We start from the raw sequence: 12484 nt of genomic DNA, 5'->3' as shown, positions 1-12484 counted from the left end.
TCTCTCCTTAGAGAAGCGGGTAGAGGATGTGCTGGATGAGCCCGAGGGAATCCTTCGCCGTACGAGCCTCCGGCACAGACTCAGCATCGACCGGAGGCAGGGCCAGTTCACTCAATCTCTCGAACGACTCCCCATACTCGGCCAGCGCTTGGCGCTCGTCGAGGAACTGCGCCTTGCCCACCTGGTCGACGAGCACCGTGCCCAATTCCATCACGCCTGGGTCGATCACCATGAACGGGTGGCTGAAGGCCGCGCTTCCCTCGTTGTCGATCGGGACGACCTGGATCGTGACGTTCGGCAAGCGCGACACCTCGATCAGCCGCAGAAGCTGGTCACGCATCACCGCACGCCCTCCGTAGAGAACGCGCAACGCCGCCTCATGGATGATCGCGTGGAAACGAGGAGGCCGCTCGCCCGACAGGACCTTCTGACGCCGCATCCTGAATTCCACAGCCGAGTCGCGCACTTCGCTTACGGTCGGCGAAAAGCCGCCGCTGTGCACAGCGGTTGCGTAGTCGCTGGTCTGGAGCAGCCCCGGAATGAACAGCAGCTCGTAGTTGCGCAGGGCAACGGCTCCGGCCTCCAGCTCTGCCAAGTCGAGGTGAGTCACACCGAGGGTCGTGCGGTAGTCGCTCCACCATCCCTTCCCGGATTCCTGCCCCAGGGCCAGCAGGGCATCAACGGGATACGTATACGTACCACTCAGTGCTTGGGACAGCTTCTGGAGGCGTTCGGCCGATAGGCCAGTGCGGCCCGCCTCGACGTTGCTGAAGTGCGGCTGACGCATCCCCACCACTTGGGCCGCCTCGCCCACAGTAAGCCCCGCCGCCTCCCGCAGCCTGCGCACCTCGATGCCGAATCGACGCTGCCGGTACGTGGGATCGCCCCTGAGCCCCATGCGGTTCCCCTCTCTCGTTCGGCGAGTGTTGCGCGGCGCACGCACACGCGTCCACTCCGTAACTTCACCACGCCCCCACGGGTTGAATATATACGCGCCGTATCGCTACCTTACGTATGGCGCCAGTCACAATAGGCACTCAACCGGAGGCTGCCCCATGCGCACGCCCGAAGAGCCCTGGTCCTACGGCCTGTTCATCCCCCACGACCCACGCGCCGTGAGCGTCGTACGGGCCACCATCCGTCACATCCTCAGGGCGGCGCGGCTCGACTGCATCGTGGACACGGCCGAGCTGCTCGTGTCGGAGCTGGTCACCAACGCGTACCGGAACACCACCACCGACGCGTACGTCAGCATGGACTGGGAGCCGTCGCCGTCCGACTTCCGGGTCACCGTATGGGACTCCGGCTGCGGGCTGCCGCAACCGGTGACGGCGAACGTCGAGGACGAGAGCGGGCGCGGGCTCACGCTCGTCGAATCGTGCTCCGCCGCCTGGGGCGTGCACGACTACACCGACAAGGACGCAGGCGTATCCGGCAAAGCTGTTTGGTTCACGCTGGCCCCGCCGCCATCCGTGATGGGGCAAACTGGATGAACGCTGGCCTGAAGCGATCACCCTACGTGGACGACCTACGGCACATCGGAGGAGACAGCGCCGTGAGCACACAGCCCATAGAGGACTCCCACGACGAGCCGCTGTTCCCCATGCCGCCGCTGACCGAACAGGCGCTGCGGGTCGCCGTGCGCTCCCTGGACCTCAGCGCGGCTGTCCGGTTCGAGGAAGAGTTCCACAGCGCGTGGCAGGAGGCGGTGCAGACCGACAGCACCGTCCCCATGCACACCTTCCTCCACCGCTGGGGCGTGTTCGTGGCTCTGCGGCGCTATCCCGGGCGGGCCCGACGGCTCCACGAGTTGGAGGCGGCCGTCGCCGAGGCGCCCAACATCGAGGACGCCCGGCGGGCCTCAGCCGAGATCGGACTGCTGTTGGACGCCGCGCGTCGCGAGGTCGCAGCGTGAGCGATTGGACCTGGGAATACCTACCCGATGCCGAGAACGTGGTCGGGGGTCTGAATCCGCAGATCAAGCACGACGTGGAGCGGCTCGCCCAGCGGCTGGCCGACGCCGCCGCCGTCAAGTACCTCGGCGACCCGCCGATCCATGAGTCCGGGGTGTCCCGATTACTCGACCATGCAGAGGGTCGACTGATCGTCTGGTATCAGGAGCATCGTCGCTTCACCACCGTCTTCATCGTCCGGGTACAGCATTGGCCCGAGTCAGACGGATCCTGAACGACGAGGAGGGCCGCCCGGACCGTGCTATTCACGGTCCGGGCGGCCCTCGTCGTTCAAACTGCGGCCCGCGCGGGGGCGCTAGGCGTGGACCACGTCCTTTTCCTCCGCGAAGTGGCACGCCGACTCATGCGCCGCAGGCGAATCCGTGCCGGCGAAGCGCTCGGGGATGGCGAGGAGGGGGACCTCCTCCGCGCAGCGGGCCTCGGCCTTCCAGCAGCGGGTGCGGAAGCGGCAGCCGGAGGGCGGGTTGGCCGGGGAGGGGACGTCGCCGGTGAGGATGATGCGTGTCCGGCCCTCGCGCGACTCCGGGTCCGGGACCGGGACGGCCGACAGCAGCGCCTGGGTGTAGGGGTGCGTCGGGTGGTCGTAGATCTCGGTGTCGGAGCCGATCTCGGCCATCTTGCCCAGGTACATCACGCCGACCCGGTCGGAGATGTGCCGGACGATGGACAGGTCGTGGGCGATGAAGATGTAGGAGAGGTTGAACTCGTCCTGGAGGCCCTCCATCAGGTTGATGACCTGTGCCTGGACGGACACGTCGAGCGCGGAGACCGGCTCGTCGCAGATGATGATCTCCGGGTTGAGGGCGAGGCCGCGCGCGATGCCGATGCGCTGGCGCTGGCCGCCGGAGAACTGGTGGGGGTAGCGGTTGATGTACTCGGGGTTGAGGCCCACCACGTCCAGGAGTTCCTGGACCTTGCGGCGGCGGTCGCCCTTCGGGGCCACCTCGGGGTGGATCTCGAAGGGCTCCCCGATGATGTCGCCCACCGTCATCCGGGGGTTGAGCGAGGTGTACGGGTCCTGGAACACCATCTGGATGTTGCGGCGGACCGCGCGCAGCGCGCGGCCCGACAGCCGGGTGATGTCCTGGCCCTTGTAGAAGACCTCGCCCGCGGTGGCGGTCTCCAGGGTCATCAGCAGCTTGGCGACGGTGGACTTGCCACAGCCGGACTCGCCGACGATGCCGAGGGTCTCGCCCTGGTAGAGGTCGAAGGAGATGCCGTCGACCGCCTTGACCGCGCCGATCTGCCGCTTGAAGAGGATGCCCTGGGTCAGCGGGAAGTGCTTGACCAGATTGCGCACCTGGAGGATCGGCTCGCCCCGGTCGACCTTGGCCTCGAGTGCCGCGACCGCCTCGTCCTCGGTGGCCGCCTCGACCGTTTCCACCTCCGTGACGTTCGGGGTGGTGTCGGTCGGCTCCATGGGCGTTTCGTTGGCGTCAGCCATGGAGGGTCTCCTTCCAGAAGTGGCAGGCGCTGCCGCGGCCCGGCAGCTCCGTGCCGTCCTGCTCGGTGACCTGCACCAGGGCGGGGACGTCCCGGCGGCAGATGTCCTCCGCCTTGGGGCAGCGCGGGTTGAAGGCACAGCCCGTGGGGATCTTGAGCAGATTGGGCGGCAGCCCCTTGATCGCGTAGAGCTCCTGCCCCTTGCGGTCCAGGCGCGGGATGGAGTCCAGCAGACCGCGGGTGTAGGGGTGGGCCGGGCGCTTGTAGAGCTCGTGCACGGGGGCGGTCTCGACGATCCGGCCCGCGTACATCACGGCGATCTTGTCGGCGACGTCCGCGACCACACCCAGGTCATGGGTGATCAGGATCAGACCCATGTGGTACTCGCGCTGGAGCTCCGCGAGCAGGTCCATCACCTGGGCCTGGACGGTCACGTCGAGCGCCGTGGTCGGCTCGTCGGCGATGATCAGGTCCGGCTCCAGCGCCATCGCCATGGCGATCATGATGCGCTGGCGCATACCGCCGGAGAACTGGTGCGGATAGTCGCTCACCCGCTCCTTGGCCGCCGGGATGCGGACCCGGTCCATCAGCTCGATGGCCTTGGTCTTGGCCTCCTTGCGCGAGAGCCCTTCGTGGACCCGGAATACCTCGCCGAGCTGGTAGCCGACGGAGAGCACCGGGTTCAGGGCGGACAGCGCGTCCTGAAAGATCATCGCGATCTTGTTGCCGCGGATCTTCCGCCGCTCCTCGGCGGACATCTTCAGCATGTCCTGGCCGCGGAAGAGGATCTCGCCCTGCGGGATCTTGCCGGGCGGCATGTCGAGGATTCCCATGATCGCCTGCGCGGTCACGGACTTTCCGGAGCCGGACTCCCCGAGCACGGCAAGCGTCTCGCCCGCGTCCACGCTGTAGTTGACTCCGTTGACGGCCTTGGCGATGCCGTCGCGGGTGTGGAACTCGACATGCAGATCGCGTACGTCGAGCAGCTTCCCACCGACGTCCTCACCCGAGCGTGGGGCGGGGACGTCCGCAGGCATGTCGGTAATGGTCACGTACGCCTCCCTCAGCGCAGCTTCGGGTCGAGGGCTTCGCGCACGGCGTCGCCCATCATGATGAACGCCAGCACGGTGATGCTCAGGGCGCCGGCCGGGAAGAGCAGTACGTGCGGGAAGTTGCGGATGAACTGGGTGCCGTCCGAGATGTCGCCGCCCCAGGATATGGAGTCGCCACCGAGCCCGAGGCCCAGATAGGACAGCGTCGACTCAGCGACGATATATGTGCCGAGCGAGATGGTCGCGACGACGATCACCGGTGCGATCGCGTTCGGCAGGATGTGCCGGAACAGGATCCGCCTGGTGCCGGCGCCCAGGGCCTTGGCCGCCACCACGTAGTCCGCGTGCTTGGTCGTGATGACCGCGCCGCGCATGACACGGGCGATCTGCGTCCACCCCAGGAAGGCCAGCGCGCCCGTGACCACCCAGACGGTGCGGTCGGTGAAGGCGTTGAGCACGACCATCGAGCCGAGCAGGAACGGGATGCCGAAGAACACGTCGGTCAGACGCGAGATAAGGCTGTCCCAGAATCCGCCGAAGTAGCCGGCGAGCATGCCCATCAGACCGCCGAAGACGGTGACGAGGAGGGTCACACCGAGGCCGACGATGATCGAGTTGCGGGCGCCGTAGAGCACCCGCGCGTACAGGCTGCGGCCCGTGCCGTCGTAGCCGAACCAGTCCTCCTGGAAGACGTGGCCGAGGTTCGGCTTGCCCAGGAAGTGGTTGGCCTGGTCGCCGGTGTTCGGGTTGGCGCCGGTGAACAGACCGGGGAACGCAGCGACGAGCAGGATCACCAGGATCAGCAGTCCGGAGACCACGAACAGCGGGTTGCGGCGCAGGTCCCGCCAAGCGTCGGCGCCGAGGCTGCGCGGCTTCTCGGGCGCCGGACCGGCGTGCGAGGTGACGGGCGTGCCCACGACGACCGCGGCGGCCTCATCCCTCGCGGACGGGGTCTTGGTGAGGTCAGGCATAACGAATCCTCGGGTCCAGGACCGCGTAAAGCAGGTCGACGAGCAGGCTGGCGAGGAGGTAGACGAGCACCAGAACGGTGACGATGCCGACGATGACCGCACCCTCGCGGCGGGCGAGCGCCTCGAAGAGCAGGTTGCCGACGCCGGTCACGTTGAAGATGCCCTCCGTCACGACGGCGCCGGCCATGAGGCTGCCGATGTCGGTGCCGAGATAGGTGACCACGGGGATCAGCGAGTTGCGCAGCAGGTGCACGGTAATGATCCGCCTGCGCGGCAGACCCTTGGCGGTGGCGGTGCGGATGTAGTCGGCGGACCGGTTTTCCGCGATCGAGGTGCGGGTCAGCCGGGCCACGTACGCGAGGCCCACCATGCCGAGCACCAGTGCCGGGACCATCAGCTGACCGAAGTTGGTGGAGTCCTGGACGGTCGGCGTGATCCACCCGAGGTCGTTTCCGAAGTACAGCTGGCAGGCCAGACCGATGACGAAGATCGGGACGGAGATGACCACCAGGGTGAACAGCGTGACGGCGGTGTCGATGACCTTGCCGCGCCGGATGCCGGCGATGACGCCCAGGGTGATGCCGACGACGAGCTCGAAGGTCCAGGCCATGGCGGCGAGCCGGATCGACACCGGGAACGCCTGCGTGATCTCGTCGAGGACCGGCCGGTTACCGGCGATGGTCCTGCCGAAGTCCCCCTGGAACAGGCCCCCCATGTAGTGCAGGTACTGCTGCCACAGCGGAAGGTCTAGCCCTCTGTCGTGCCGGATCTGCGCGACCTGCGCGGGGTCCGGCGGCTTGTCTCCCCACAGCGCCCGTACGGGGTCGCCGGGGAGCACGTTGACCATGAGGAAGATCAACAGGGTTGTCCCGATGAATACCGGGATCATCTGGAGCAGTCGCCTCGCGACGTAGCGCCCCATTGGTGCCTCCGTCCATTCCGGAGCCGCCCGCAGCGGCGCCCGGCATCGCCGGACGCCGCTGCGGGACGGAATGCTCCGTAGCGACTTACTTCTTGAAGACCTCGACGTTCCAGAGGATCGGGTCGCCGGCCTGGTCGAACTCGATCTTCTTCACGTTGTTCGAGTAGGCCGAGTTGACCTTGGTGTAGAAGGTGGGGATGCCGGGCATCGAGTTCCGCAGTTCCTTCTCGGCGGCCTGGTACAGCTTCGCTGATTCGTCCACCGTCTTGGCCTGGTCGGCCTTCTTCACGAGGGCGTCGAACTTCTTGTCCGAGAAGTCGCCCTTGTTACCGTCGACACCGGTGCCGTACAGGTCGGCGAGGAAGTTGCCGTTGAACGGGTAGTCGAGCACCCAGCCGGAACGGTAGATCGACTTGACCTTCTTCTGGTCACGGATCTCGGTGTCGGCCTGGAAGTCGGTGACCGGGTCGCCCACGCAGTTCACACCGGTCGCCTTGGTGATGCTGTTGCAGACCGCGGTGACCCAGCCCTTGTGGGGCTGGTCGGCGTTGTACTGGATAGAGATCTTGTTGCCCGGGACGCCGCCGCCTTCCTTGATGAACTGCTTCGCCTTGGCCGGGTTGAACTTGCAGTACTCACCGCACGCGTCGGCCTGGTAGCCCTTCACGCCCTTGGCGACCCAGCCGGTGGCCGGCTCACGGTTGCCGAAGAAGGTGGTCTTGGCGATGGTCTCGCGGTCGATCGCCATCGACAGGCCCTGGATGACCTTGGGGTCGATGTCCTTCCACTGCTTCGTGTAATAGGCGGGGTTAATGGTGTTCAGCGCGGAGAACTCGGTGTTGATGGCGCGCTTGCCGAAGTCCTGCTTGTAGTTGGCGAGCTCGCTGTCCGGCACCAGCGGCATGGTGTCGACGTTGTCCGAGCGCAGGTCGTTGTACGCGGCCTGCGGCGAGGTGTACGCCTTGAAGTTGATGCCGCCGTTCTTCGGCTTGTTGGCGCCCTTGTAACCGTCCCAGTTGGTGACCTGGATCGACTTCTTGTGCTCCCAGCTCTTGAACTTGTACGGGCCGTTGCCGACCGGGCTCTCACCGAACTTCTTCGGGTCCTTCAGCGCCTCCGAAGGCAGCGGGTAGAAGGACTGGTAGGCGAGCTTGTACGCGAAGTACGGGATCGGGTTCGACAGCTTGATGGTGAAGGTGTTGTCATCGACGACCTTCAGGCCGGACATGGCCTTGGCCTTGGCCTTGCCCTTCTCCGGGTGGACCTCGTCGTAACCCTCGATGTCGCGGTACCAGGCGCTGTTCTGCTGGCCGTTGGCCGGGTTGGCGTCCCAGTTCCATGTGTCGACGTAGGACTTCGCGGTGACCTTCTCGCCGTTGTGGAACGTCCACCCCGGCTTCAGCTTGACGGTCCACACGCTGTTGTCGCTGTTCGGGGTGACCGACTCGGCGTTTTCGTACGTGATGTTGCCGGCCTTGTCGTAGCCGACGAGACCCGTGAAGAGGGAGTCGATGACGACGCTGCCGTACGCCTCCATGGTGTTGGCCGGCATCAGCGAGTTCTGCGGCTCACCGTTGGCGTAGCTGACGATCCCCTTGGGATCGACCTTCTTGTTGGCATTGGAGCTGCCGCTGTCCCCGCCACCACACGCCGTGGCGGCGAGAGAGACGACGCCGGCTATGGCAACCCACTTGGCGCTCTTGGCACCACGCATCGGGCTCCTCCTCATGAGTCCACTTGTCCACTACGAGGGGGCACGCGCATCGTCCACCGTCACCCCGACGGAGAAGACCTGCGGTGCCCCAGTGTGCTCGTGAGTCGGCGCCCCCCACAGCGCGTGACCCGTTGACCCGAGCTCAATGGACCCCATGATTGAGCACGCCCGGCCCTTAAACCACACCTTATGGGTCTCGCTTTGGTCACAGGATCTACGCGCGGAGCTTCGAAATCCGGACAAAACTACCCCAGACAGACACACGCGAAACGGACTGTTAACACATCATGCGGAGCTCGGACTCCGATATCCGAACAGATGAATCCGGATAAGCGCTTGACTGACCCCTTCCCGTCATGGGAGCGGCCCGCACTCCGCAAGGAAGCGATGAGCCCGGGCCGTTGGCAGATCATGAATCCACAGTACGGCGGCACGCGGGGCGCCCGGCGCCGGCGCGCGCAGCGCCGGTCAGCGCCCGGCGCGTGCAGCAGGCGGCCGGGCTCCTTCTCCTCCCGGTAGCCGCAGCTTCGTGGGTACAGCGCGTCGGTGCCGACCCTGGCCCCGCTCGATCAGAAGCGCCCCGTCGGCACGACCTTCGGAACCACACAACGCGATTCAAGAACCTTTCAAGGTTCCTTCCTTGCTCACCTGCCACGATCGGACGCATACGACAGCGAGGAGCACATATGAAGCATGGACGCTTCGTCGTCAGGGCCTTCGTCTCCACGGCCGCCGCAGGAATAGCCGTGTTGGGAGTTGCCCCACTGGCCATGGCCGATTCGGGCCTCTCCGCACATTCGGCGAACTACGACCACCGGGGACCGATCGCGCCCGCCAACTACGACCACCGGGGACCGATCGCGCCGCTCGACTTCGACAATCCCCCGTTCGCACCATTCAACGAAGACAACCCCCCGGCCCCGCCGCACGACCTCGGCAATCACTGACACCAGCAGACAAGGAGCACAGCCATGGCCGCCATCCCGCTTCTCGAAGAAAGAGCGGACTCCCGCTCCCTTGCAGACCTGGATCTCGATCTGGATATCCAGCTCACACCGGTAACCGGCAATGGGACGACCCTCGAAGAATCCGCCACGACCAGCACAATGTGCTGGGTCACCGCCGACTGCTGCAGCACTGGTGGGGGCTCGCCCAGCACGCTTGATCCTGTCTCCATGTGCCTGCTGTGCTGACACTCACATAGTGCGATACGAGCGGGGAGGCCATTCCCAGCGGGCCCTCCCCGCTCATTTTTCTGCAAAGCGAGCGGGATAGGTACAGATGGACAACCTCGTTTTCAACGCATGCGACACGCTTACGTTGCGAGTTTCCGCACTGCCCAGGCATCGGCGGCACGTCGCCAGTCCTGCGCTGACGGACGACGGAACGACAACCCGGGCCGACCTCGTTACATATATCAGCAATCTCGCAAAGGACGCCGTGCTCCGCGAGGCAGTCCACATAGCCAGCGCAGCTCTCTCGCGCGCGCTCGACGACGTGGAAAGCGGCCGCGAGCTCAGCTTGAAAAAGCTCACCAGTATCGCGATGTCCATGACCCGGTACGCCTTGCGCATGGAGGGGAGGTCAACCCCGTTCGGACTCTTCGCCGGCGTGGCGCGCTCCTCCCTCGGACCAGTTGCCGATGTCACTCATGGGGACCCGAACAAGAAATCTGCCAGCCTGGACGGTCATTGGCTGCACGAGGCGGTATCCCAGTGGTTGAACGTTGAAACCATTCGGCGTCGGGTAAACGTGGTGATCAACAACCTGCACGCCGTGCGTGACGGCCGCATCTATATCTCATGGGTCGTGGCCGGGGCGGAGAGATCGCCAAGGTCAGGAACAGCGCAGAGGGAGACCTCCATTCGCTGCTCTGGGTTCATTGAGTGGTTGTTGGAAGCGGCACGCGGGCCAATACCGTACGATCACCTGATAAAGAGCGCAGGGGTCGCCTTCCCGCAGTACTCGGAGAGCGATATCGACCGCTTGCTGGCTCAAATGATCTCCTATGGCTTCCTCCTCACGTCGATTTCTCCCAACAAAATCGACCAAACCTATTCCGAGCAGCTGAGTAACGCACTCATCGAAACAGCTGCGGGGCATGGATTCAGGAAAGTCCAATCTGCGCTTACCGACTACGAAGAGAGTGGATCGGGTGCGGGAAGGGCCGCTTGGGATCGGGCACTCGCAGCGATCCGGGAAACGTCACAGGGAGTAGAACCTGCGATTAACGCGGGAATGCGCTCTGGAGTTCGGGTAACCCTGCCGCACATGGTCGTCCAGGAAGTGGAGAACTACGCCACGACCATCTGGCGCATAGCCCCGGAAGCCGAACCGCGTGCGCACTTGAACGATTATTTGGTCAAGTTCCGGGATAAGTACGGGATCCACACGGCTGTGGCACTTCCGGAATTGATCGACCCACACAAAGGTCTTGGCTACCCCAGTGGCTATCGCAATCCGCCTGCGGAGGGATTACTGCATGAGGAGTCTAGACGAGAGACAGCAGCGACACTCGAGAGACGACGATTTCTCGGCGAAATCGTACACGATGCCCTACTGGCGGGTGACCGAGAATTAGCCCTCACGGACGAAATACTGAATCATTTGTCCGGTGGCAAGCCTCAGGTGCCTCTTCGATCGCTGGAGTTGTGCCTTCAGGTCTTGGCACGCGATCCGCATGATCTGGACAACGGTGACTTTCAATTGCTCACCTCACCGTTCGCCGGATCATGGGTGGCAGGCGCTGCGACAGCTCGATTCTCTCATCTTCTCGACTCCTCCCGAACCACCGCCCAGCTCATGAGTTCCGGAGGTGACGAGGAAACCATCGACGCGCAGGTCACCTTCACCCCCAGCTCACCTCGAGCACTGAATGTCATACAGGTTCCCACGAATCTCCTGCCTTTTGAAATTCCCTTGGGGGTGTTCTCTGACCTCCGAAAACCGGGCGTCATAGACTGGCGAGAACTGCTGGTTTCATCAAACGCTCGTGGTTTTGAGATCACCTGGCGGCGTACTGGGCAACGGGTCACCCCCGTTGTGCCCCACATGCTGGACTTGGAATCTGGAGCACCGAACCTGGCCCGATTGCTCAGTGACTTCAGCTTCTCTTGCGCCAAACCATGGTATGCGTGGCGATGGGCCGGCCTCGAGGCTCTTCCGGTCCTGCCACGCGTGACACACGGAAGAACCGTGCTGTCACCACTGCGGTGGAAGGCCGACCGTCATATGCGGGACACTTCCAAGAGTTGGCGGGCATGGAATAGAAGTCTGGACGAATGGCGCGAGCGTTACCGGGTGCCGGACACCGTTCACATCAAACGGCGGGACCAGGCGATATGCATCGACCTCAACGATCATTGGCATCGAAAGATGCTGCGCCAGGAGTTGACTCGAGGGGAGGTCTCCCTCCTCGAGGATATGACGGATGGCGGCCGACGACTGGGCTGGCTCAACGGTCACAGTAATGAACTCATCATACCGCTGAAGTCTCGTCATCGCCCGCCCGCCCCATTCACCGGACAGAAGATCACAGTAGTCCATGAAGAGAACAAGACTGTCCATCCCCCCGGAGGTAAATGGCTGTTTGCAAAGTTCTACGCACAATCAGAGAGACAGAACTTCTTTATCACGCACCAGCTTCCGCTGCTCCTTGAAGAAGTAAGACCGCATGTGCGACGTTGGTTCTTCATGAGATACCGCGATCCTCAGCCACATCTGCGGGTCCGCTTTCACGGGGATGCCGAGGCTCTCCGAAATCATGTCCTCACCGCCTTGGAGCGGCATACACGACGGCTGCAGATGTCTGGTGCCATCTCCTCGATGCAACTGGCTTCATATGAACCGGAGGAACATCGCTACGGCGGCCGCGCGGCAATGAGCTGGGCCGAAGAGATTTTCCACCAGGACAGCACTTCCGCACTTATTCAGCTAAGGGGCCGAGCGCACAGCGGGATTAATATGGCCGACGAACTGTGGGCGGCCCTCAACTATGCGGCGCTCCTCGATTCCCTTGGATCCTGGGACTGGGCATCCTGGGTTCATCATGCTTTCCAGAAGGAGGCCGAACACGAATACTATAAAAAGCACCGCGCTGAGGCAGAAAGGTTGATTGTACCCGGAAGAGCCGCCGAAAGGCTTGCGGAGATATTTTCCGCTCCTACGCTCAAGACGCTGTGGCAGCCGTCGGAAGCGAGCCAGAATTATGCGGTGGCCATAGGTATCGACAAGGCTCATCCGGCCAACGAAGGCACCATCACATCACTTCTCCATATGCAGCACAATAGGCTGATAGGAATCAACCCGGAGAAGGAAAAGCGCAGTTACGCCATTCTTCGCGGAGCCGTTTCTGCGTACTGGCACAAGCGGCGCCGGGGACTTGTCTGATCTGCTTTCGGTTTTCCCAC

General features: G+C 64.0%; 12 protein-coding genes. 6 read left to right on the top strand and 6 right to left on the bottom strand.

The window, feature by feature from the left end:
- Window positions 1–7: 7 nt before the first annotated feature.
- Window positions 8–898, bottom strand: coding sequence for a helix-turn-helix domain-containing protein (locus KHP12_RS32550; protein ID WP_086879980.1), 891 nt, complete (start codon window positions 896–898; stop codon window positions 8–10).
- A 157-nt stretch (window positions 899–1055) separates the two neighbouring features.
- Here KHP12_RS32550 and KHP12_RS32545 point away from each other — a divergent pair, with 157 nt between their 5' ends.
- From KHP12_RS32545 to KHP12_RS32535, 3 genes are all read left to right on the top strand, one after another.
- A complete protein-coding gene (locus KHP12_RS32545) occupies window positions 1056–1493 on the top strand; it encodes an ATP-binding protein (RefSeq protein ID WP_086879981.1) in 438 nt (145 codons plus the stop codon).
- A gap of 62 nt (window positions 1494–1555) precedes the next feature.
- Window positions 1556–1915: a hypothetical protein gene (locus KHP12_RS32540; protein ID WP_086879982.1), complete on the top strand. Its 360-nt coding sequence runs from the start codon at window positions 1556–1558 to the stop codon at window positions 1913–1915.
- The gene (locus KHP12_RS32535) at window positions 1912–2187 is read left to right on the top strand and encodes a hypothetical protein (RefSeq protein ID WP_086879983.1); all 276 of its coding nucleotides are present in this window, start codon (window positions 1912–1914) and stop codon (window positions 2185–2187) included. The genes KHP12_RS32540 and KHP12_RS32535 overlap by 4 nt, the downstream gene beginning before the upstream one ends.
- A gap of 81 nt (window positions 2188–2268) precedes the next feature.
- Here KHP12_RS32535 and KHP12_RS32530 read toward each other — a convergent pair whose 3' ends face one another.
- The 5 genes from KHP12_RS32530 to KHP12_RS32510 form a co-directional block, all read right to left on the bottom strand.
- On the bottom strand, window positions 2269–3417 hold the full coding sequence (locus KHP12_RS32530) for an ABC transporter ATP-binding protein (protein WP_086879984.1): 1149 nt from the start codon (window positions 3415–3417) through the stop codon (window positions 2269–2271).
- Entirely contained in the window at window positions 3410–4453 is a 1044-nt protein-coding gene (locus KHP12_RS32525; protein WP_086879995.1) for an ABC transporter ATP-binding protein, read from the bottom strand. The genes KHP12_RS32530 and KHP12_RS32525 overlap by 8 nt, the downstream gene beginning before the upstream one ends.
- Window positions 4454–4479: 26 nt before the next feature.
- Complete coding sequence (locus tag KHP12_RS32520; protein ID WP_086879985.1) at window positions 4480–5439, bottom strand: ABC transporter permease; 960 nt, start codon at window positions 5437–5439, stop codon at window positions 4480–4482.
- The gene (locus KHP12_RS32515; RefSeq protein ID WP_086879986.1) at window positions 5432–6361 is read right to left on the bottom strand and encodes an ABC transporter permease; all 930 of its coding nucleotides are present in this window, start codon (window positions 6359–6361) and stop codon (window positions 5432–5434) included. The genes KHP12_RS32520 and KHP12_RS32515 overlap by 8 nt, the downstream gene beginning before the upstream one ends.
- A gap of 85 nt (window positions 6362–6446) precedes the next feature.
- Complete coding sequence (locus KHP12_RS32510; protein WP_086879987.1) at window positions 6447–8075, bottom strand: peptide ABC transporter substrate-binding protein; 1629 nt, start codon at window positions 8073–8075, stop codon at window positions 6447–6449.
- Window positions 8076–8761: 686 nt separating this feature from the next.
- Between KHP12_RS32510 and KHP12_RS32505 the strand changes: the two genes are divergently transcribed.
- From KHP12_RS32505 to KHP12_RS32495, 3 genes are all read left to right on the top strand, one after another.
- On the top strand, window positions 8762–9022 hold the full coding sequence (locus KHP12_RS32505) for a hypothetical protein (RefSeq protein WP_143677825.1): 261 nt from the start codon (window positions 8762–8764) through the stop codon (window positions 9020–9022).
- Window positions 9023–9046: 24 nt separating this feature from the next.
- The gene (locus KHP12_RS32500; protein ID WP_086879988.1) at window positions 9047–9268 is read left to right on the top strand and encodes a hypothetical protein; all 222 of its coding nucleotides are present in this window, start codon (window positions 9047–9049) and stop codon (window positions 9266–9268) included.
- Between the two features lie 88 nt (window positions 9269–9356).
- Complete coding sequence (locus KHP12_RS32495) at window positions 9357–12464, top strand: lantibiotic dehydratase (protein WP_086879989.1); 3108 nt, start codon at window positions 9357–9359, stop codon at window positions 12462–12464.
- Window positions 12465–12484 lie beyond the last annotated feature (20 nt).

This window comes from Streptomyces asiaticus (assembly GCF_018138715.1).
Lineage (GTDB): Bacteria > Actinomycetota > Actinomycetes > Streptomycetales > Streptomycetaceae > Streptomyces > Streptomyces asiaticus.
Note: the sequence above shows the minus strand (reverse complement) of the source record. Positions and strands in the feature narration are given on the sequence as shown.

What these genes read in the sequence shown, in the direction of transcription:
- KHP12_RS32550 (WP_086879980.1), bottom strand. Translation starts at nt 898, where the DNA reads ATGGGGCTCAGGGGCGATCCCACGTACCGGCAGCGTCGATTCGGCATC.
- KHP12_RS32530 (WP_086879984.1), bottom strand. Translation starts at nt 3,417, where the DNA reads ATGGCTGACGCCAACGAAACGCCCATGGAGCCGACCGACACCACCCCG.
- KHP12_RS32515 (WP_086879986.1), bottom strand. Translation starts at nt 6,361, where the DNA reads ATGGGGCGCTACGTCGCGAGGCGACTGCTCCAGATGATCCCGGTATTC.
- KHP12_RS32495 (WP_086879989.1), top strand. Translation starts at nt 9,357, where the DNA reads ATGGACAACCTCGTTTTCAACGCATGCGACACGCTTACGTTGCGAGTT.
- KHP12_RS32545 (WP_086879981.1), top strand. Translation starts at nt 1,056, where the DNA reads ATGCGCACGCCCGAAGAGCCCTGGTCCTACGGCCTGTTCATCCCCCAC.
- KHP12_RS32505 (WP_143677825.1), top strand. Translation starts at nt 8,762, where the DNA reads ATGAAGCATGGACGCTTCGTCGTCAGGGCCTTCGTCTCCACGGCCGCC.
- KHP12_RS32520 (WP_086879985.1), bottom strand. Translation starts at nt 5,439, where the DNA reads ATGCCTGACCTCACCAAGACCCCGTCCGCGAGGGATGAGGCCGCCGCG.
- KHP12_RS32500 (WP_086879988.1), top strand. Translation starts at nt 9,047, where the DNA reads ATGGCCGCCATCCCGCTTCTCGAAGAAAGAGCGGACTCCCGCTCCCTT.
- KHP12_RS32510 (WP_086879987.1), bottom strand. Translation starts at nt 8,075, where the DNA reads ATGCGTGGTGCCAAGAGCGCCAAGTGGGTTGCCATAGCCGGCGTCGTC.
- KHP12_RS32525 (WP_086879995.1), bottom strand. Translation starts at nt 4,453, where the DNA reads ATGCCTGCGGACGTCCCCGCCCCACGCTCGGGTGAGGACGTCGGTGGG.